This is a genomic window from Flavobacterium anhuiense, from assembly GCF_001705175.1.
GTDB classification, from domain to species: Bacteria; Bacteroidota; Bacteroidia; order Flavobacteriales; family Flavobacteriaceae; genus Flavobacterium; species Flavobacterium anhuiense.
In genome coordinates this window covers 507,996-526,315 of the sequence record NZ_CP016907.1, presented here as the reverse complement: position 1 = coordinate 526,315, position 18,320 = coordinate 507,996, and the positions used below count along the sequence as shown (strand labels likewise).

At 34.2% G+C, this 18,320-nt stretch carries 20 protein-coding genes; 10 read left to right on the top strand and 10 right to left on the bottom strand.

Features of this window, described 5'->3' with window-relative positions:
• The 5 genes from BB050_RS02255 to trmD all read right to left on the bottom strand — a co-directional run bounded on the left by BB050_RS02255 (position 1) and on the right by trmD (position 7,126).
• Entirely contained in the window at positions 1-822 is an 822-nt protein-coding gene (locus BB050_RS02255) for a DUF4249 domain-containing protein (protein WP_008462150.1), read from the bottom strand.
• Positions 823-852: 30 nt separating this feature from the next.
• Positions 853-3,237, bottom strand: coding sequence for a TonB-dependent receptor (locus BB050_RS02250; protein WP_066032450.1), 2,385 nt, complete (start codon positions 3,235-3,237; stop codon positions 853-855).
• 141 nt (positions 3,238-3,378) lie between these two features.
• Positions 3,379-5,598, bottom strand: coding sequence for an NADP-dependent isocitrate dehydrogenase (locus BB050_RS02245; RefSeq protein WP_066032449.1), 2,220 nt, complete (start codon positions 5,596-5,598; stop codon positions 3,379-3,381).
• A gap of 280 nt (positions 5,599-5,878) precedes the next feature.
• Positions 5,879-6,229, bottom strand: a complete 351-nt coding sequence (gene rplS / locus BB050_RS02240) for a 50S ribosomal protein L19 (RefSeq protein WP_008462155.1) — start codon at positions 6,227-6,229, stop codon at positions 5,879-5,881.
• Between the two features lie 216 nt (positions 6,230-6,445).
• Positions 6,446-7,126: a tRNA (guanosine(37)-N1)-methyltransferase TrmD gene (gene trmD, locus BB050_RS02235; protein WP_066032448.1), complete on the bottom strand. Its 681-nt coding sequence runs from the start codon at positions 7,124-7,126 to the stop codon at positions 6,446-6,448.
• Between the two features lie 181 nt (positions 7,127-7,307).
• Here trmD and BB050_RS02230 point away from each other — a divergent pair, with 181 nt between their 5' ends.
• The 9 genes from BB050_RS02230 to BB050_RS02185 all read left to right on the top strand — a co-directional run bounded on the left by BB050_RS02230 (position 7,308) and on the right by BB050_RS02185 (position 13,836).
• Positions 7,308-7,658, top strand: a complete 351-nt coding sequence (locus BB050_RS02230; RefSeq protein ID WP_066032447.1) for a hypothetical protein — start codon at positions 7,308-7,310, stop codon at positions 7,656-7,658.
• A 315-nt stretch (positions 7,659-7,973) separates the two neighbouring features.
• Positions 7,974-8,435 (top strand): IS200/IS605 family transposase, encoded by a 462-nt coding sequence (gene tnpA / locus BB050_RS02220; RefSeq protein WP_066032445.1) that lies wholly within the window; start codon positions 7,974-7,976, stop codon positions 8,433-8,435.
• Positions 8,436-8,452: 17 nt separating this feature from the next.
• Positions 8,453-8,989 carry an NADPH-dependent FMN reductase gene (locus BB050_RS02215; RefSeq protein ID WP_066032444.1) on the top strand — a complete coding sequence of 179 codons (537 nt, stop codon included), beginning with the start codon at positions 8,453-8,455 and terminating at the stop codon, positions 8,987-8,989.
• Between the two features lie 32 nt (positions 8,990-9,021).
• Positions 9,022-9,894, top strand: a complete 873-nt coding sequence (locus BB050_RS02210; protein WP_066032443.1) for a sugar phosphate isomerase/epimerase family protein — start codon at positions 9,022-9,024, stop codon at positions 9,892-9,894.
• Positions 9,895-9,990: 96 nt separating this feature from the next.
• On the top strand, positions 9,991-10,815 hold the full coding sequence (locus tag BB050_RS02205) for an archaemetzincin family Zn-dependent metalloprotease (protein ID WP_236940407.1): 825 nt from the start codon (positions 9,991-9,993) through the stop codon (positions 10,813-10,815).
• Positions 10,816-10,817: 2 nt separating this feature from the next.
• Positions 10,818-11,159: a cupin domain-containing protein gene (locus BB050_RS02200; protein WP_008462162.1), complete on the top strand. Its 342-nt coding sequence runs from the start codon at positions 10,818-10,820 to the stop codon at positions 11,157-11,159.
• A gap of 165 nt (positions 11,160-11,324) precedes the next feature.
• The gene (locus BB050_RS02195; RefSeq protein WP_236940406.1) at positions 11,325-12,467 is read left to right on the top strand and encodes an MFS transporter; all 1,143 of its coding nucleotides are present in this window, start codon (positions 11,325-11,327) and stop codon (positions 12,465-12,467) included.
• Between the two features lie 42 nt (positions 12,468-12,509).
• Positions 12,510-13,442: a peptidylprolyl isomerase gene (locus tag BB050_RS02190; protein WP_008462165.1), complete on the top strand. Its 933-nt coding sequence runs from the start codon at positions 12,510-12,512 to the stop codon at positions 13,440-13,442.
• Between the two features lie 94 nt (positions 13,443-13,536).
• Positions 13,537-13,836, top strand: coding sequence for a cytochrome C (locus BB050_RS02185; protein WP_066032440.1), 300 nt, complete (start codon positions 13,537-13,539; stop codon positions 13,834-13,836).
• A 106-nt stretch (positions 13,837-13,942) separates the two neighbouring features.
• Here the strand turns inward: BB050_RS02185 and BB050_RS02180 are convergent, their stop codons facing one another.
• From BB050_RS02180 to BB050_RS02170, 3 genes are all read right to left on the bottom strand, one after another.
• The gene (locus BB050_RS02180) at positions 13,943-14,335 is read right to left on the bottom strand and encodes a GreA/GreB family elongation factor (RefSeq protein ID WP_008462169.1); all 393 of its coding nucleotides are present in this window, start codon (positions 14,333-14,335) and stop codon (positions 13,943-13,945) included.
• 383 nt (positions 14,336-14,718) lie between these two features.
• On the bottom strand, positions 14,719-15,273 hold the full coding sequence (locus tag BB050_RS02175) for a thioredoxin family protein (protein WP_066032439.1): 555 nt from the start codon (positions 15,271-15,273) through the stop codon (positions 14,719-14,721).
• Between the two features lie 128 nt (positions 15,274-15,401).
• Positions 15,402-16,295 (bottom strand): alpha/beta fold hydrolase, encoded by an 894-nt coding sequence (locus BB050_RS02170; RefSeq protein WP_083219896.1) that lies wholly within the window; start codon positions 16,293-16,295, stop codon positions 15,402-15,404.
• Between the two features lie 129 nt (positions 16,296-16,424).
• On the opposite strand from BB050_RS02170, the gene BB050_RS02165 reads away from it, so the two are divergent.
• Positions 16,425-16,760, top strand: a complete 336-nt coding sequence (locus tag BB050_RS02165; RefSeq protein WP_066032438.1) for a tRNA-binding protein — start codon at positions 16,425-16,427, stop codon at positions 16,758-16,760.
• 69 nt (positions 16,761-16,829) lie between these two features.
• On the opposite strand, the gene BB050_RS02160 is transcribed toward BB050_RS02165, so the two are convergent.
• The gene (locus BB050_RS02160; RefSeq protein WP_066032437.1) at positions 16,830-17,375 is read right to left on the bottom strand and encodes an RBBP9/YdeN family alpha/beta hydrolase; all 546 of its coding nucleotides are present in this window, start codon (positions 17,373-17,375) and stop codon (positions 16,830-16,832) included.
• A 24-nt stretch (positions 17,376-17,399) separates the two neighbouring features.
• Positions 17,400-18,224 (bottom strand): alpha/beta hydrolase, encoded by an 825-nt coding sequence (locus BB050_RS02155; protein WP_066032436.1) that lies wholly within the window; start codon positions 18,222-18,224, stop codon positions 17,400-17,402.
• Positions 18,225-18,320 lie beyond the last annotated feature (96 nt).

Sequence of the window (18,320 nt, the reverse complement as noted above, 5' to 3'; positions counted from 1 at the left end):
TTACTCTATTTTGTACTTTTTTGTACTGGTTTCGCTTAGGGAGAAATAACCCAACGGATAATTGTTTTTATCTGTTGTATTGATAATGTTTCCTTTTACCGTCGCGGGCGGCGACTGAAAGGGACCTCCAACATTGCTGCCCGCAATGCTGACCAAAATATTCATGTAATTATAATATTGTTTTGAAATTCCGTAATGCGTTATTTCGACTTCATCTCCAGTTTTTAAATCTTCATCAACGGTACTGCTGAAAATTTCATTGCCTTGATAGAATTTATCTTCAGAAACATAATAATTGGAAGTTATTTTATTCGAATAAACATATTTAAATAAATAAAAATTATCCTCGTCTCCAGGATCTGTAAAGTAAGCTTTTATTTCGGTGTCCTTGCCTGTAAAACCGCCATCATTTTTCTGCTCGATTCTTGTAATTGGCGCGACCGATTTTAGAGTTTCTGTCGCTGTGTATGTATTTCCTTTGCTGATAACGGTTAAAGTATATTGTTCATTAAGCTGAGGTATGAAGTCATTGCAGATGTAGCGCCCAGATTTATTGAATTCAACGAAATTAAACGTCTGATTTTTGCTATTTTTTATGGAAATTATAGCATTGGATACGACCGGAATCTGACTCTCAAAATAGCCTGTTGTCGTGGAAAGTTTTATAACCTGCTGTTTTCCAGAAGTGCCTTTTTCCCAATTGATAGCAGCTTCAATTACCAATTTCGGAGGCGCGGTGTCTAAGTCGACATCAACTACTTCTTCACAGCTAGTGAAGAATAGGGATGTAAAAAATGCGATTAAAAAAACTAATTTTCTCATAAGTATATTTTTAGTTTTTGAACTGATTTTCTAGAATTTGAAATTATAACTTACCGCTGGAACAATTCCGAAAATAGATAATTTCACGGCTTCATTTACACCTGTGTCAACATTTTGCCTAAAGTTGATTGACGCAGCATTCATTCTATTATAAAGATTGTAAATGCTGAAAACCCATTCGCCTTTCCAGTTTCTGTCTTTGTTCTTTCTTGGCGTTAAAGTGGCAGAAATATCCAAATGATTGTAAGAAGGAAGTCGGTTTTCATTTCGTAAGCCATAACTCGGAACCACAATTCCTAAATATTCATACTGTCCGTTCGGATATGTTACAGGCTGTCCTGACTGCAATACAAAGTTAGCGCCAAAAGACCATTTTTCGTTTAAATTATAAGCTGATGTAATGGCTAAATTATGTGTTTTGTCATAAGCCGAAGCATACCATTTGCCATTATTAATGCCTGTTTCTTCTGGTGTTCTTCCTGGAGTCTGCTGTTCTGATCTTGAAATGGTATAGGAAATCCAGCCATTAAATCGGCCTTTGTTTTTCTTTACCATCAATTCTAAACCATATGAGCGCATATGACCGTTTAAGATAACCTGCTCAATGGCATTGTTGGCAATTAAATCGGCTCCGTCTATATAATCTAATCGGTTTTGTATTTTCTTGTAATAGGTTTCTACTTCCAAAGAATAGGCGTCATCATAGATATTTCTAAAATAACCCAGAGCTACTTGATCTGCAAGCTGAGGTTTGATGTAATTGTCACTCGGCATCCAGACATCAAGAGGAGTTGGAGAAGAGGTGTTGGAAATCAATTGAAGATATTGCGCCATTCGGTTATAGCTCGCTTTGATCGATTGGTCTTCATTTAATTGATAAGAAAGAGAAAAACGCGGTTCAAGATTATTATAACTCTGAATGACTTTGTTCTTGCCAAAATATTTTGTTGAAGTTGGCGTACCTTTTTCATAAATCTGCATATCATTATTAAAAACCACTGGCTGATTGTTATCGTAATAATTAATAGTGGATGCGCCTAATCTGTAAAATAAGCTGTAACGCAATCCGTATGCAACGGTGATTTTTTTAGAAAGCTGACTTTCAGCATCTAAATAAACAGAAGGTTCAAAAGCATATTTTTTGTCTAATTGATCTGGATTGATTCCTGAATCTTTGCCAGTTGGCTTTATGGTTCCTGGATTAAAATCATAGTAAATTCCGTTTACGCCATAATTTAGTTTTAGTTTATCTGAAAGATAATGTTTGAAATCGTATTTAATATTATAATTTTTGATTCCAGAGTCCCAGTTGAATCCCACAAAATCAAGATCTAAACCATAGTAATAATCGCTGTAAATTAAAGAGAGATTGGAGAATAATTTATTGGAATACAGATGATTCCATCTCAGGTTTAAAGTTGAATTTCCGTAGGTATTAGTAAAACTTTTGTTCAGCCTGAAAACGTCTCGTCCAAAATATCCAGATAAATAAAGACTGTTATTGTCATTGAGTTTATAGCTTAATTTGGTGTTTAAATCATAAAAATAGGCGGCATTATCTTTGTCATCTTCAGAAAATTTGAGAAAAAGATGCGCATAAGAAGCTCGTCCGCCAATCAGGAAAGAACCTTTGTCTTTTACAATTGGGCCTTCAGCTAATAAGCGACTTGAAATTAACCCAATTCCGCCATTCATATGGAAATCTTTACTGCTTCCATCTTTTTGATAAATTTCTAAAACAGAAGAAGCTCTTCCGCCATAGCGTGCCGGAATTCCGCCTTTATATAATTTTAAATCTTTAATAGCATCAGGATTAAAAACAGAAAAGAATCCGAAAACGTGAGAAGAATTAAAAATCGTTGCTTCGTCCAAAAGAATCAAGTTTTGATCGGCACCGCCTCCGCGAACATTAAATCCAGAAGCACCTTCACCTGCATTGGTTACTCCAGGAAGTAATAAAATAGATTTTAAAACATCAACTTCGCCTAAAACTACCGGCATTTTTTTTATGGTAGAAATGGAGAGTTTATTCACACTCATTTCTGGCGACTTGACGTTTATTTTGCCTTTGTTTTCTGTAATGATAACTTCTTGAAGTTCTTCGCCATTTCCCTCGCTGATAGAAAAATTGGTTTTTGTATTTTGATTTAAAGAAATGTGCTTTTGAATAGTCTGATAGCCAACATAACTGATTTCGATTTCGTATTCTCCTTTTGGGGCTGAAAGCGAATAAAAACCGTATTCGTTTGTTGTGGTTCCTATTTTTAAAGATGGAATAAAAATGTTTACTCCAATTAAAGTTTCATTGTTTTTGCTGTCGCTGATGGTTCCGCTTAGAGTGAATTTTTCCTGCGCAAATGAGGTGAAAATCGTTAAAATAAAAAGAAAAAATGTGCAGGTATTTTTTGTAATCATTATATTGATTTTGATTTACATAGTTAACAATTCTTACTAAATAATCTCGCGGAACTTTTGTTAAACATAAGTTAAGATAAAAAAAGGACAACCTTGCGAGTTGTCCTTTTTGTTTATTTACAAATACAGATGTATTCTGAATTATTTGATTTTAGCAACAATAGCGTTGAAAGTTTCGCTAGGACGCATTGCTTTGCTTACCAATTCTGGAGTTGGCTGGTAGTAACCTCCAATGTTTTGAGGTTTACCTTGTGCACCGATTAATTCAGCATCGATTTTAGCTTCGTTAGCTTCAAATTCAGCAGCAATTGGAGTAAAGATGGCTTTCAATTCAGCATCTTTAGTTTGAGCAGCCAAAGCCTGAGCCCAGTAAAAAGCTAAATAGAAGTGAGAACCTCTATTGTCAATCTGACCCACTTTACGTGCTGGAGATTTATCGTTTGCTAAGAATTTATCATTAGCTTGGTCTAAAGTCTCAGATAAAACAATTGCTTTAGAATTGTCTAAAGTTTGCCCTAAATGCTCTAATGAAGCACCAAGAGCTAAGAACTCTCCTAATGAATCCCAACGTAGGTATCCTTCTTCTGTAAATTGCTCAACGTGTTTAGGAGCAGAACCTCCAGCACCAGTTTCGAACAATCCACCACCGTTCATTAACGGAACGATAGAAAGCATTTTTGCAGAAGTTCCTAATTCTAAGATTGGAAATAAATCTGTTAAATAGTCACGTAATACGTTTCCAGTTACAGAAATTGTATCTAAACCTTTGATGATTCTATCTAAAGTAAATTCAGTAGCAGCAACTGGGTTTAAAATACGGATATCTAAGTTTGTAGTATCGTAGTCTTTAAGGTATTTTTGAACTTTTACGATCAATTCTCTATCGTGCGCTCTGTTTTCGTCTAACCAGAAAACAGCAGGAGTACTAGATAAACGAGCTCTGTTTACAGCCAATTTAACCCAGTCCTGAATAGGAGCATCTTTTGCCTGACACATTCTGAAAATATCATTTGTTTCAACGTTTTGTTCCATTAAAACATTTCCGTTTTGGTCAACCACACGCACAACACCATCACCTTTAATTTGGAAAGTTTTGTCGTGAGAACCATATTCTTCAGCTTTTTGAGCCATTAAACCAACGTTAGGAACACTTCCCATAGTTTTTGGATCAAAAGCACCATGTTTTTTACAGAAATCGATAGTTGCAGTATAAACACCAGCATAAGATCTGTCTGGAATAACTGCAAATGTATCTTGCTGTTTTCCTTCTTTGTTCCACATTTGTCCAGAAGTACGGATCATTGCTGGCATAGAAGCATCAACGATTACATCTGAAGGAACGTGTAAGTTTGTAATTCCTTTTTCAGAATTAACCATTGCCAAAGCTGGCCCGTTTGCGATTGCTTGATCGATAGCGGCTTCAACTTCTGCTTGTTCTGGTCTTCCAGCAATTTTAGCGTAGATATCACCTAAACCATTTCTAGTGTCAACGTTTAATTCAGCGAATAAAGAAGCGTATTTTTTGAAAACATCTGCAAAATATACTTCAACGATAGCGCCAAAGATAATTGGATCAGAAACTTTCATCATAGTAGCTTTTAAGTGTACAGAAAGTAAAACTCCTGCAGCTTTAGCTTCAGCGATTACATCAGCAGCAAAAGCTTTTAATTTGTTTACGCTTAAAACAGAGCTGTCAATGATTTCTCCAGCTTTTAATGGAGTACTTGCTTTAAGAACAGTTGTAGTTCCGTCTTTAGCAACAAATTCGATTTTTACATCGTTTGCTTCGTTTACAGTTAATGATTTTTCACTTCCGTAAAAATCACCGCCTGACATAGAAGCCACTTTAGTTTTTGAGTCAGCAGACCAAGCACCCATTGAGTGCGGATTTGCTTTTGCAAAGTTTTTAACTGCTCTTGGGGCTCTACGGTCAGAGTTTCCTTCACGTAAAACTGGGTTTACAGCAGAACCTAAAACTTTTGCATATTTCGCTTTAATTTCCTTTTCAGCATCGTTTTGCGGATCTTCTGGGAAATTTGGTACGTTGTATCCGTGTGATTGTAATTCAGCAATTGCCGCTTTTAATTGCGGTACAGATGCTGAGATGTTTGGTAATTTAATAATGTTAGCTTCTGGCTGAGTTGCTAATTGGCCAAGTTCTGCCAATGCATCTCCAGTTTTTTGAGCATCTGTCAAAGAATCTGGGAAGTTTGATAAAATTCTTCCTGCCAGCGAAATATCTCTGGTTTCGATTTCAATTCCAGCTGTTGCTGTAAAAGCTTGAACAATTGGTAAAAGAGAGTAAGTTGCCAATAAAGGCGCCTCATCAGTTAAGGTGTAAAAAATTTTTGATTTTGTCATTTTCTTTTTTTTTTATAATCGTATCGTCAGGAGTTAACGATGTAAAAGATATATTCGGCTCAAAATGAGCGGAGCAAATATAATAAAATCACAACGAAAACGGTTGAGTTTTCCCGAGAAAAGACGAAATTAACAGATTGTTATTTCGAGCTCGTTAAATTGCTAAATCGATGATTTTGGTATTAAAAAATTACGGTTTTGTTAGTGTTGAAAATGGAACATAAAAAAAACTCGTTTCAAAGAGTATGAAACGAGTTTTTTATAACATTTTGATAAATGATTATCTTCTTTTATCTTTAATCTTAGCTTTTTTACCAGTAAGTTGTCTGAAGTAGAAAATTCTAGCTCTACGTACAGCACCTTTCTTGTTAACTTCGATTTTTTGTAAAGCTGGTAAGTTTACTGGGAAGATACGCTCAACACCAACAGATCCAGACATTTTACGGATAGTAAAAGTTTCTGTAACACCAGAACCTCTTCTTTGAATAACAACTCCTTTAAAAAACTGAGTTCTTGTTTTTTCACCCTCTTTAATTTCGTAGAAAACAGTGATTGTGTCTCCAGCTCCGAAATCTGGGAAATCTTTTTTAGCAACGAATTCGTCTTGAACGAATTTTAATAAATCTGCCATGATAATTTAAATTATGGTTTTTATATTAGAGCAACATTCACGGATCTCGCCAGAGGTTGGTCAAATTCGGGTGCAAATGTAAAAAATAATTATAAATTATGAATTATAAATTGTAAATTATTTTTAGTTTCTTTTGTTTCAAGTTTAAGATTTCAAGTTGTTGCTGTCTAGAGTTTTAACTTGAAACAAAAACTGCTTTAAACTTGAAATTAAATTTTAATGTCCTTCCAATAAATCTGGACGTCTATTTTTAGTATGTTCGTAGGCCATGTCTTCACGCCATTTATCTATTTTGGCTGCATGACCGCTTGTTAGAACTTCAGGAACTTTCCATCCTTTATAATCTGCGGGTCTTGTATAGATTGGACCTGATAATAGGTTGTCTTGAAAACTGTCTGTTAAAGCTGAGGTTTCGTCACTTAAAACGCCAGGTATTAATCGAATTAAAGCATCAGATAAAACTAAAGCACCTAATTCTCCGCCTGATAAAACGTAATCTCCAATAGAAATTTCTTTTGTGATAAAATGATCTCTAACTCTTTGATCAACACCTTTATAATGTCCGCATAAAATAATAATGTTTTCATACATCGACATTTTATTAGCCATTCTTTGATTTAAAGTTTCACCGTCAGGAGACATATAAATTACTTCATCATATTCGCGTTGGCTTTTCAAATGTGTGATGCAATCATCTATCGGCTGAATTGTCATTACCATTCCAGCACCTCCACCAAAAGGATAATCATCTACACTTTTCTGTTTGTTGGTGCTATAGTCACGAAGATTGTGAAAATGCACTTCGACCAAACCTTTGTCAATGGCGCGTTTCATAATAGAAGCCTCAAACGGACTTCTTAATAATTCAGGTAAAAGAGTAATAATGTCAATTCGCATTTCTATTCGATAATTTCTTGCTGGCAAAGATACAAATAATGCTATTGAGTGGTTTGATAATAATTATATAACATACTTAATAAATTGTGTAAAATTTATTGTATTAACTTTAAGTATTATTACAATCCTAATTATCAAGGTTTAATAGCCAAAATCCAAAACATAAATTCAATCCCTTATTATGAAAAAAACAATATTACTGCCTGTAGTACTTGCGCTATTTTTTTCCTGTGCAAGCACTAATTCTGCTACAGTAGCTGTAGGAGAAGCCAAATCGAAAGTGCTTAAAACTTTAGGAAATCCTATAAGGACTTTAGATAATAATCAAAATGGAGAAATTCTGGTTTATGCAGATCAGGTTTTTACTGATGATGGTACGTCATTGGCTGGATCAAATTACTGGCGTTACAATTATGTATATATAAATAAAGATGGGAAAGTCACATCTACACGACAAGAAAAACAGAATTATCCGCCGCAAGCAATTGATTCTCAAAAAATGCAAGGATTGAATTTGCTGACGGCGAAATAGGCGTAGTCCCTAACGGGACAAAATCGATGCGATTGATTTTTTTTGTGCTATGATATTTGTTTTCTACCAATATTTTGTTCCTAACGGAACAGTTTCCTCTATTCTTTCAAAACATATCGGATTGTTTTGTGGATTTTTATACTACCAGTATTTTATTCCAACGGAACAGAGCAGTTTAGAATATATTAAAAATATGCAAGATAATTCTTTCTTTTTCACTATGTTTGCACGTCATAAAAATATTCCGATAGGAATAAAATATCGGTAGAAAAAATAATAATAATTAAAGAATTAATGTCCCGTAGGGACTAAATAATGGCAAACACATATACGCAAATACATATTCATTTTGTTTTCGCTGTAAAATATAGAAAGGCGATGATTCACAAAAATTGGAAAGATGAATTGTTTAAGTATATTTCAGGCATTATAAAAAATAACAATCATAAACTTTTGGCTATAAACGGAGTTTCAGATCATATTCATATTTTAATAGGAATAAGACCTATGCAGTCTATATCAGAATTGATGAAAAGCGTAAAGCAAAATTCATCAAAATGGATAAATGAAAATAAATTTGCAAATAGTCATTTTGAGTGGCAAGAAGGATATGGAGCATTTTCGTATAGTAAATCTCAATTAAATGCTGTTATAAAATATATCGAAAATCAAGAACAGCATCATAAAAAGAAAACATTTAGAGAAGAGTATATTAACTTTCTTGAAAAATTTGAAGTCGATTATGATGAAAAATTTATTTTCAAGGAATTAATCTAAAATTACCTAATCTAAATATGATATCAACAAAAATAAAAATCCTTGCTATATCTGGAAGCACGAGAAGTAATTCCAGTAACTTTAAAATTCTGAAATACATTTCAAATTACTTAAAACCTGAATTTGAGGTGGAAATTTTTGAAGATTTAGAGCGCCTTCCTCATTTTAATCCAGATTTAGATACAGATAATCCTCCGCAAGAAATCACTACATTTAGAAATAAAATTATAAGTGCCGATGGAGTTATCATTTGCACTCCAGAATACGTGTTCAGTATTCCGGGAAGTTTGAAAAATGCTTTAGAGTGGTGTGTTTCAACAACTATTTTTTCAAACAAAAAAGCAGGTCTTATTACCGCTTCTGCCTCTGGTGAAATGGGGCATGAGCAATTGCTATTGGTTATGAAAACACTCGAAGCTAAATTTGACGACACAACACAGCTTTTAATTCAGGGAGTGCGAGGAAAAGTGAATGCTGAAGGAGAAATTGTTTCGGAAGAAACTGCAAATGCACTTCAAAATTTCGCAGAAAACTTTAAAAATCAATTTTTATAATATATTTACTTTCTGAAATTTAAATCATTAAAATGATCAGCAGAAGAAACTTTATCGTAACCACAGGTCTTGCTGCAACTGCAGTTTTGGCTTCACCATCATTTGCACTTACTATGAATAAAAAAGAAATAGGTTTACAGCTGTATACGCTTCGTGATGAACTTCCTAAAGATGTAAAAGGAACTTTAGAAAAAGTTGCCAAAGCAGGTTATACGACTGTTGAGACATACGGTTTTTCAATTAAAGATCAATTTTGGGGATTAACGCCTAAAGAATTAAAAAAGATTTTAGATGATAATGGATTAAAAGCGGTTAGTGGACATTATAATTTGGGAAGTTTTTTGTACGACGGAAATACTGCAGAATTAATCGCAGCAATTGAGGTTGCAAAAGTTCTTAAAAATGAATTTCTGACTGTTCCGTGGATAGATGAGCCTTTTAGAAGAAGTATAGAAGATTATAAAAAGATCGCAGCTCGCGTAAATGAAGCCGCAGAAATGTGCAAAAAAGCAGGTTTAAAACTGGCTTATCACAATCATGATTTTGAGTTTAAGAAGTATGATGGTGTTACAGGTTACGAAATTCTATTAAAGGAAACCGATAAAGATTTGGTGTATTTCGAGCTAGATTTATACTGGGTAGTTCATTCTGGCAATGATCCTTTAAAACTATTCAAAGAAAATCCAGGGCGTTTCAAAATGTGGCATGTGAAAGATAAGGATAAAAATAATAACGATTTGAATACTGAAGTTGGTTCTGGAACAATTGATTTTAAACCTTTCTTCTCGGAAGCAAAACAATCTGGAATGGTTCATTTTTTTGTAGAACAGGAAAATAATTTTGCTTCAAATTCTTTTAATTCTATACAAACGAGCTGTGATTTTATTTCGAAAAATCTAATCTAATTCATCTATATGAGGAAGCTTCTTTTGCTAGTATTTGTGGTTCTTTGTTCATGTCAATCTGATAAAAAAGAAAAGGCAAATTTAAAGATACCATTAATGCCGCAGAAAATTTTACCACCCGCGCCTTATTTTGTAGATATTAAAGCAAATGATGTTACACTTGGGAAACCAGCTTATGGAGATTGGTTGTTTTCTCATAAAGAAAACGGACAAAGTTTCGAACAATTTGTGAGAACTAAACATGTTGTTCCAACCAAAGAAGAAAATATTATTTATCTGCAGCCTATAGGAAAGTTCAATTCAATGCAAATAAAACAAATTGAATTAGTTCGTCAGTATTTGCAAATATTTTTTCAATTGGAAACTAAGGTTTTAGAAAATGTTTCAAATGATATTATCCCGAATCATGCTAGACGAATTGGAGATGTCGGACAAGAACAGTTTTTGGCGGGATACATTTTAACCGATGTTTTAAAAGAAGAAAATCCTAATAAAAGAATTGCTTTAATGGCAATAACTGAAAAAGATTTGTACCCAAAACCCGAATGGAATTACGTTTTTGGGTTGGCATCTTACAGAGATAAAATTGCAGTAAGTTCGATGTACAGAATGCAAAAAGAAGCCGATTTTAATTTAGGGTTAGAACGATTGCTGAAAATTTGTTCTCACGAAATAGGGCATATGTTTGGTCTGCATCATTGTATTGAAGCCAGTTGCGTTATGAACGGAACCAATAGTATGATAGAAACAGATTCGCATTCTATTAGATTGTGTTCTCTTTGTCAAAGAAAATTAAATTCGGGATTTAATTATGATAATTTAAAGAGATTAAAAGAGCTTGAAGCGTTCTTTCAAAAGAATAATCTAGATGAAGGATTGGCATTGATGAAAAAGGATTTTGAAAAAATTAAAAATAAATAAAAATGAGTACTAGCAAAGAATTTATAAAAGGAGACGAAATCGAATGGGAAGTAGTCGGTGAGGGAATCAAACGTAAAATTTTAGCTTTTGATGAAAGAGTGATGCTGGTAAATGTTCATTTTGAGAAAGGAGGAATCGGCACTTTGCACGACCATTATCATTCGCAAGTTACATACATTGCAAGCGGCAAATTTGATGTTACAATCAGTGGTGTGACACAAACTTTAAAAGAAGGAGATAGTTTTTATATTCCGCCACATGCTATACACGGTGTTGTTTGTTTGGAAACAGGCATGTTAACAGATGTTTTTAGCCCTGCTAGAGAAGATTTTTTAAACTATTAATATGTTTTTGAAGAAATAAACTTATTAAGTATTTAAGTTTAAATGAACTTATATCACGTATATGGTTTTAAAAAAAACTTAAAATTTATACTTTTTTTAAAGTTTTGCTAAAGATTAGAGTGGTATTTTTGCAGCATGAATTTATCTAAAACTAATGTACTGTTTATGGCAGTTTGCACTGGTCTTATAGTTGCAAATCTTTATTACTGCCAGCCTTTGATTGTTTTAATTGCCAACGAATTTAAAATTCCAGAAGAAAGTGCCGGAACAATAACCTATCTGACTCAGGCGGGTTATGCTATCGGATTGTTTTTTATGGTGCCTCTTGGCGATAAAATAGAGCGAAAAAGGCAAATTTTGATGACTACTTTTGCTACTGTAATTGCATTGCTAATTGCTGCAACTGCCAAAAGTTTTCTTGTTTTGCAAATCGCTTCATTGTTAATTGGAATCACTTCGATTGTGCCACAGCTTATTTTACCTTTGGCAGCTTCTTTAAGCGCGCCTGATCAGCGTGGAAAAGTCGTAGGGACTATTATGAGCGGACTTTTAGTCGGTATTTTGCTTTCGCGAACATTGAGTGGGTTTATTGGTCAGGTTCTGGGCTGGAGATCGATGTTTTATATCGCAGCAGGAATTTGTCTTTTGATCTTTTTTGTGATTCAGAGCAAATTTCCGCAGAACAAACCGCAATTTCAAGGGACTTACGCACAGTTAATTCAGTCATTGTTTACGCTTATAAAAACACAACCAGTTTTGCGTGAGGCAACGGCAATCAATGTTTTTAGTTTTGCTCAATTTGGAGCGTTTTGGACTACAATGGTGCTTCTGCTTTCTGGAAAACCTTTCGATTTTAATAGTGCTACAATCGGTTTATTTGGAATTGTTGGCGCATCTGGAGCTCTAGCAGCACCTCTTGTTGGGAAATTGGGAGACAAAGGGAACTCAAGAATTGCAGTTGGCTACGGCTGTTTATTGGTATTATTAAGTTTCGTTGTCTTTTATTTTGCCATTGGAAGCGTAATCGGGATTGCAATCGGAATTGTATTTATCGATATCGGAATTCAAGGCGTTCACATCTCCAATCAAACGAGAGTTTATTCCTTATTGCCAGAAGCAAGAAACAGATTGAATACCGTATTTATGTCACTAACATTTTTAGGGACAGCGGCAGGATCTGCATACGGCTTATTATTATGGAAATTTGGCGGATGGCCAGCTGTAACAATAGGCTGTATGGCTTTATCTTTATTATCATTGATGATTTACGGACTTACTTATAAATCAAAAAAAGCGCAAATTGATTAAGAAATTAATTTGTAAATTTGCGTTCAAATTAAAAATAACAACATGGAAAACGGAATATACGCTAAATTCAATACTAGCAAAGGTTCAATTTTAGTAAAATTGACTCACGATTTGACACCAGGAACTGTAGGTAACTTTGTTGCTCTTGCAGAAGGAAATATGGAAAACAAAGTGAAACCTCAAGGACAAAAATTCTATGATGGATTAACTTTCCACAGGGTAATTGCTGATTTCATGATTCAGGGAGGTTGCCCGAAAGGAACTGGAACAGGAGATCCAGGTTACAAATTTGATGACGAATTTCACCCAAGTTTAAAACACGATCGTCCAGGAGTTTTGTCTATGGCAAATTCTGGTCCTGGAAGCAATGGTTCTCAATTTTTCATTACTCACGTTCCGACTCCTTGGTTAGATAACAAACATAGTGTTTTCGGACATGTTGTTGAAGGACAAGACGTTGTTGATGCAGTTGCTCAAGGTGACAATTTAGAGTCTGTTGAAATTATCAGAGTAGGTGAAGAAGCTCAAAAATGGAACGCAATTGAAGCTTTCATTGGTTTAAAAGGTGCTCGTATGAAACGTGAGGCAGCTTTAAAAGCAGAATCTGAAGCAAAAATGGAACAATTGGCTGCTGGTTTTGATAAAACAGAAAGCGGTTTACGTTATAAAATGATTCAAAAAGGTGAAGGTAAAAAGGCTGAAGCTGGAAAAACAGTTTCTGTTCACTACGAAGGATCTTTAGAAAACGGAAAAGTATTTGATTCTTCTTACCCACGTAAAAAACCAATCGAATTCAAATTAGGAATTGGACAAGTTATTGAAGGATGGGACGAAGGTATTGCTTTATTGCAAGTGGGTGACAAAGCTCGTTTTGTAATTCCTTCTGATTTAGCTTACGGTCCATCTGGTGCTGGAGGAGTTATCCCGCCAAACGCAGTTTTAATTTTCGACGTTGAATTAATGGACGTAAAATAAGAGTTTTACAAGCAATTTAGCATTGTTTTAAATAATAATCCCATATGTTATGCCATATGGGATTTTTTTATATTTACTATATAAAATTAAGACAATGAAAAACTTTTTAATCCTAGCAGGACTTGCGTTATTTGTGGTTTCTTGCGGAACTCAAAAAAAAGCTGCAGTTGCATCAACTCCTGCTGAAGCTCCAAAAACGGTTGCTTTAACGCCTGAATTAGAAACAGGCAAAAATTTGTATGATAATAGTTGTGCAAGATGTCACAAATTGTATGAACCTAAAAAATTCACAAAAGAAGAATGGACGCCGATTTTGGTAAGAATGGGTAAAAAAGCAAAATTAGACGAAACTCAAATGGCATCAATTACGAATTATATTGATTCACAATTGTAATCTGGATTTGAGAAATAAGCATAAAAAAACTGTTCAATTGAACAGTTTTTTATTTTTCAGATAGATATAAAAAAAAACACCGTCACAGAATGAGGTGTTTTGAAAATTAAGAATGATGTACAGCCGAATTATCTACAGCAATTACCTTTAAAGTTTTGATTCCGGCAGGCAATTCCCAATCTACTTCATCATTTTCTTTGAAACCAATAATGGCAACACTTAAAGGTGCTAGAATTGAAATTTTAGATTGTTTTACGTCTGCTGCAGAAGGTAAAACGATTTGAATTTTCATTTGTTTTTTGGCTTTTACATCTTCAATTGTTACAATAGAATTAATTCTTATAACTGAGTCTAGTTCGCTTTCTTTGCTAATTACAGCGCGGTCTAATTCTTGCGAAAGCTGATTGGCTTCTTTAGTATTTGTTGAATTTTTACTTTTTAAAATCAACTCTCTTAAAAATTGATAATCTGATTTACAGAATGTGGGTGTTGGTTTCATATCTATATTGAATTTATTGTTATAAAATTTAAATGGTTTATTCTTCTTTCGAATATTTACAAACAAAAGATTTCTAAGTCCTGAAAATGGCAAAGAATCAAAAATGCTTAATCTGGAAAAACAAAAAAATATCTGATCAAAAATGATTTTTGTCAAATAAGGAAATGTTTAAGCTGATGTAAATCCTCCGTCAAAAGAAGAAAAAAAGTGAAGTAGACGGAGGCCTAATTAATAAAGGCCTTATTATGCGAAATAATTACAGCAGGAATCGGTTTTGCTATGCAAAACGCTTTCGTAGAGGCTGTATATGATATTATATTTCCCACAAGGATTTGTTAAATTGAACCGCAAAGATACGTAATCTTTTTGAATTTAGTGAGGTTTTACTTCCATTTAATGCCACAACCCAAACTTGGTTTCTGCGGTTCTTTTAAACTTCGGTTGTAAATTAAGGCATCGATTGCGCCTCTCAAATCGTTTCCGCTAAGTGGAATTCCATTGCCAGGTCTTGAATCGTCTAATTGCCCGCGATAAAATAATCTGTTTTGATTGTCAAATAAATAGAAATCTGGAGTGCAAGCCGCTTGATACGCTTTTGCAGTTTCCTGAGTTTCATCGTATAGATAAGGAAAATCAATTTTATTTTCCATTGCAAAATCTGTCATTAATTCTGGAGCATCTTGAGGATATTTGACCACATCATTGCTAGAAATAGCAATTACTCCCAATCCCTGAACACGATAATCATTTGCAATCATAACAATTTCGCTGATCACATGATGCACAAACGGACAATGGTTGCAAATGAACGTAACCAAAGTGCCTTTTGAACCTTTTAAATCTTCAAAAGAAAAAGTATTATTCGAGTTAGTATCTTTTAAATAAAAGTCAGGTGAAACTGTTCCTAAAGGAAGCATTGTTGATTCTGTTCGTGCCATTTTATCTGAAATTTGATTCCCAAAAATAGCTTTAAAAAACTGTAAATAAAAGAGCACAAGAATAAAAAATACCCAAAGAAAGCAGTTAGCCTATAGAGCTTGCTTCTTTGGATACTTTTTTTATTTTTTTATGAATTTAGGAATTCCAATAAATCTTCGTTTAGCTTTTCTTTGTCAGTATAAAATAAACCATGAGGAGCTCCTGCATATTCGATATAAGTATTGTTTGCAATAGATTTTGCCGCTTTTCTCGAAGTGAGGTCTATAGGTACAATTTTATCATCGTCACCGTGAATAATTAGAGTTGGAACTTTTATAAAATCCAACTCGTCTCTAAAATCAGTATACGAAAACGATTCGGCACATTTTAAAGTAGCTCTTGGAGAAGCTACAGAGCATAAGTTTCTATAGTATTCTAATAATGGAGTGCTGAGTGGTTTGTTTATAATATTAACTCCAAAAAAGGTTTTCCCGAAATTATCTACAAAACCAATTCTATCTTCTTTTATTGCTGCTGCTGTATTTTCACTTTTTTCTTTTGGATGCCCATCTGGATTATCATGAGTTTTTAAAAGAAATGGAATAATGGACGAAATTAAAGCTGCTTTAACAACGCTTTTTCCGCCATGACGGCTAAAGTAACGAACTACTTCACCGCCACCCATAGAAAAACCTACAAGAGTTACGTTTTCTAGTTCCAATTGTTCGATAATTTCTTTCAGATCATCTGCCAAAGTATCATAATCGTAACCATCCCAAGGCTGAGAAGATTTTCCAAATCCGCGTCGGTCATAGGCAATTACACGATAATTGTTTTGGACCAAATGATCAATCTGATATTCCCACATTTCGTTAGAGAGAGGCCAGCCATGAATCAGGATTACAGGTTTCCCTTGACCATAATCTTTCACATAAAGCCTTACGTTTTGAGCGGTTTCTATATATTTATCCGTGTGAACCTGTTTTAGATTAGATTCAAAATCTTTAATTGACATGCATGCATTTGGTTCAGTATGTTCCATGTTATATCTTTTTACGTGAGTATTTTCGTTTTTCTTCACGTAAAGTTAGATTTAAGGAAAAGAAACAGGTTATAGAATTAGGTGCATTAATTACAAAATTTATAGGTTTGTAAATAATACAATTTAAAAATGGATTTAACCTGGAACGAATTTGAGCGCACCGATATGCGCGTAGGAACTATTATAGAAGTAAACGATTTTCCCGAAGCAAGAAAACCAGCCTATCAACTGACAATTGATTTTGGTTCAGAAATCGGAATTAGAAAATCATCGGCACAAATCACAAAACGATATCAAAAAGAAGATTTGTTAAATCGCCAGATTGTTGCAGTTGTAAATTTCCCAAGAAAGCAAATAGGAAAATTTATGAGCGAATGTTTGGTGCTTGGCGCTGTTGGCGAGGAGGGAGATGTGATTTTATTGGCTCCAGATTTTAGAATACCGAATGGATTAAGAATTGGATAGCTTTTTTAGTTTTCAGTCGCAGTCGCAGTGTTCAGTTTTGGACTGTTTACTGAGACTGCGACTGAACACTTAACCAATTTTTTCAATAAACTGTTTAAGAATCAATTGTCCTTCTTCCCAATATTTCAAATCAGAATCGGAGTTGATGTGCCCTTGCTGACCGATATTTACAAAATCGCTTCCCCATTTTTCAGCGAAGAGTTTTTTTCTTTCAAAAGAAGCATAAGGATCATTTTCGCTTGCAACGACTACAGACGGAAATGGTAATTTATAAAGAGGTATTGGTGAAAAATTTCTTATGGATTCTGGTGTGTGTTGAGGTGAGTCAACATCAGCAGGAGCGACTAAAAAAGCGCCGATAATATTCGGATTACTGTATTTTTCTGCCCAATGTAAAACCAATGAAACAGCCAAGCTGTGTGCTACTAAGATAGTAGGTTTGTTAAGTTTAGAAATATTTTTGTTTAATCTGTCGAGCCATTCTTCGCGAATTGGTTCATCCCAATTATCTTGTACAACACGAATTGAGTTTTCGAATTTTTTATGCCAAAAGGTTTGCCAGTGTTTTTCTCCAGAATCTCCAAGTCCTGGTATAATTAATAGTTGTGTCTCCATTGCCGTGGAATTTTTATTTAGTGATTATTTTTTACGTTCTTTTAAAATTCGGTTTACTTCATTGACCAAAAGCGGAAAACCAGGTTCTGTCATTCCGTGGCCATAACCGTCCAATTCATATAATTTGGTTTGCGTATGTCCAACCAGTTTCATCATTCTGGCCATATATGCGTTTTCTTCGTATCGCCCAAGCATTTCCAGTTCACGATCTCCAGTAATTAATAACATTGGCGGAGCATCGGCACGAACATGATACAACGGAGCAAATTGGTCAATTGTTGGTTGTTTTTCAGGAATTCCGTTTTCTCTTCTAATTTCGAAATGCGTAATGCATTGTCCGCTAAACGGAATAAGTCCAGCAATTTGATTGGCGTCAATGTTTTCTTTTTGAAGATATTTCTTATCTAAGCCAATCATCATTCCTAAATATCCTCCTGCAGAATGTCCAGAAACAAAAATCTGAGATTTATCGCCACCATAATTTGAAATAGTATTAAAAGCCCAAGCAACAGCTGCGGCAGCATCTTCAATAGCTTTTTCGGCTTTTGCTTTTGGAGACAATCTATAATTTACTCCAATAATTGCAAAACCTTTGTTTTTTAAAGCTTCTGGGATTTCTTTGTTTCCGCCAGTCAATCCGCCGCCGTGAAACCATACGATTGTAGCAAATCCTGTTTTGTTTTTAGGGTAATAAATATCCAAAACACATCTTTCGCCGATATATTTATCGGACTTATTTACAGCCGCACTATAATATTGGATATTATTTTTCGTTTCATATTCTATATTCTGGGCAGATAGTGAAATTCCGTAAAGGAAGAAACTTAGGAGAATAATTAATTTTTTCATTAGAGGTAAAGTGTAATTTGTAAAATTATTTTAGAAGTAAAAGCTACATGAATCGTACGTCTCACATTTTACAATTCACATCTTAAAACATAAATA

Coding starts and splice junctions, on each gene's coding strand:
- BB050_RS02255 (WP_008462150.1), bottom strand. CDS start 822: ATGAGAAAATTAGTTTTTTTAATCGCATTTTTTACATCCCTATTCTTC.
- BB050_RS02250 (WP_066032450.1), bottom strand. CDS start 3,237: ATGATTACAAAAAATACCTGCACATTTTTTCTTTTTATTTTAACGATT.
- BB050_RS02245 (WP_066032449.1), bottom strand. CDS start 5,598: ATGACAAAATCAAAAATTTTTTACACCTTAACTGATGAGGCGCCTTTA.
- rplS (WP_008462155.1), bottom strand. CDS start 6,229: ATGGCAGATTTATTAAAATTCGTTCAAGACGAATTCGTTGCTAAAAAA.
- trmD (WP_066032448.1), bottom strand. CDS start 7,126: ATGCGAATTGACATTATTACTCTTTTACCTGAATTATTAAGAAGTCCG.
- BB050_RS02230 (WP_066032447.1), top strand. CDS start 7,308: ATGAAAAAAACAATATTACTGCCTGTAGTACTTGCGCTATTTTTTTCC.
- tnpA (WP_066032445.1), top strand. CDS start 7,974: ATGGCAAACACATATACGCAAATACATATTCATTTTGTTTTCGCTGTA.
- BB050_RS02215 (WP_066032444.1), top strand. CDS start 8,453: ATGATATCAACAAAAATAAAAATCCTTGCTATATCTGGAAGCACGAGA.
- BB050_RS02210 (WP_066032443.1), top strand. CDS start 9,022: ATGATCAGCAGAAGAAACTTTATCGTAACCACAGGTCTTGCTGCAACT.
- BB050_RS02205 (WP_236940407.1), top strand. CDS start 9,991: ATGCCGCAGAAAATTTTACCACCCGCGCCTTATTTTGTAGATATTAAA.
- BB050_RS02200 (WP_008462162.1), top strand. CDS start 10,818: ATGAGTACTAGCAAAGAATTTATAAAAGGAGACGAAATCGAATGGGAA.
- BB050_RS02195 (WP_236940406.1), top strand. CDS start 11,325: ATGGCAGTTTGCACTGGTCTTATAGTTGCAAATCTTTATTACTGCCAG.
- BB050_RS02190 (WP_008462165.1), top strand. CDS start 12,510: ATGGAAAACGGAATATACGCTAAATTCAATACTAGCAAAGGTTCAATT.
- BB050_RS02185 (WP_066032440.1), top strand. CDS start 13,537: ATGAAAAACTTTTTAATCCTAGCAGGACTTGCGTTATTTGTGGTTTCT.
- BB050_RS02180 (WP_008462169.1), bottom strand. CDS start 14,335: ATGAAACCAACACCCACATTCTGTAAATCAGATTATCAATTTTTAAGA.
- BB050_RS02175 (WP_066032439.1), bottom strand. CDS start 15,273: ATGGCACGAACAGAATCAACAATGCTTCCTTTAGGAACAGTTTCACCT.
- BB050_RS02170 (WP_083219896.1), bottom strand. CDS start 16,295: ATGGAACATACTGAACCAAATGCATGCATGTCAATTAAAGATTTTGAA.
- BB050_RS02165 (WP_066032438.1), top strand. CDS start 16,425: ATGGATTTAACCTGGAACGAATTTGAGCGCACCGATATGCGCGTAGGA.
- BB050_RS02160 (WP_066032437.1), bottom strand. CDS start 17,375: ATGGAGACACAACTATTAATTATACCAGGACTTGGAGATTCTGGAGAA.
- BB050_RS02155 (WP_066032436.1), bottom strand. CDS start 18,224: ATGAAAAAATTAATTATTCTCCTAAGTTTCTTCCTTTACGGAATTTCA.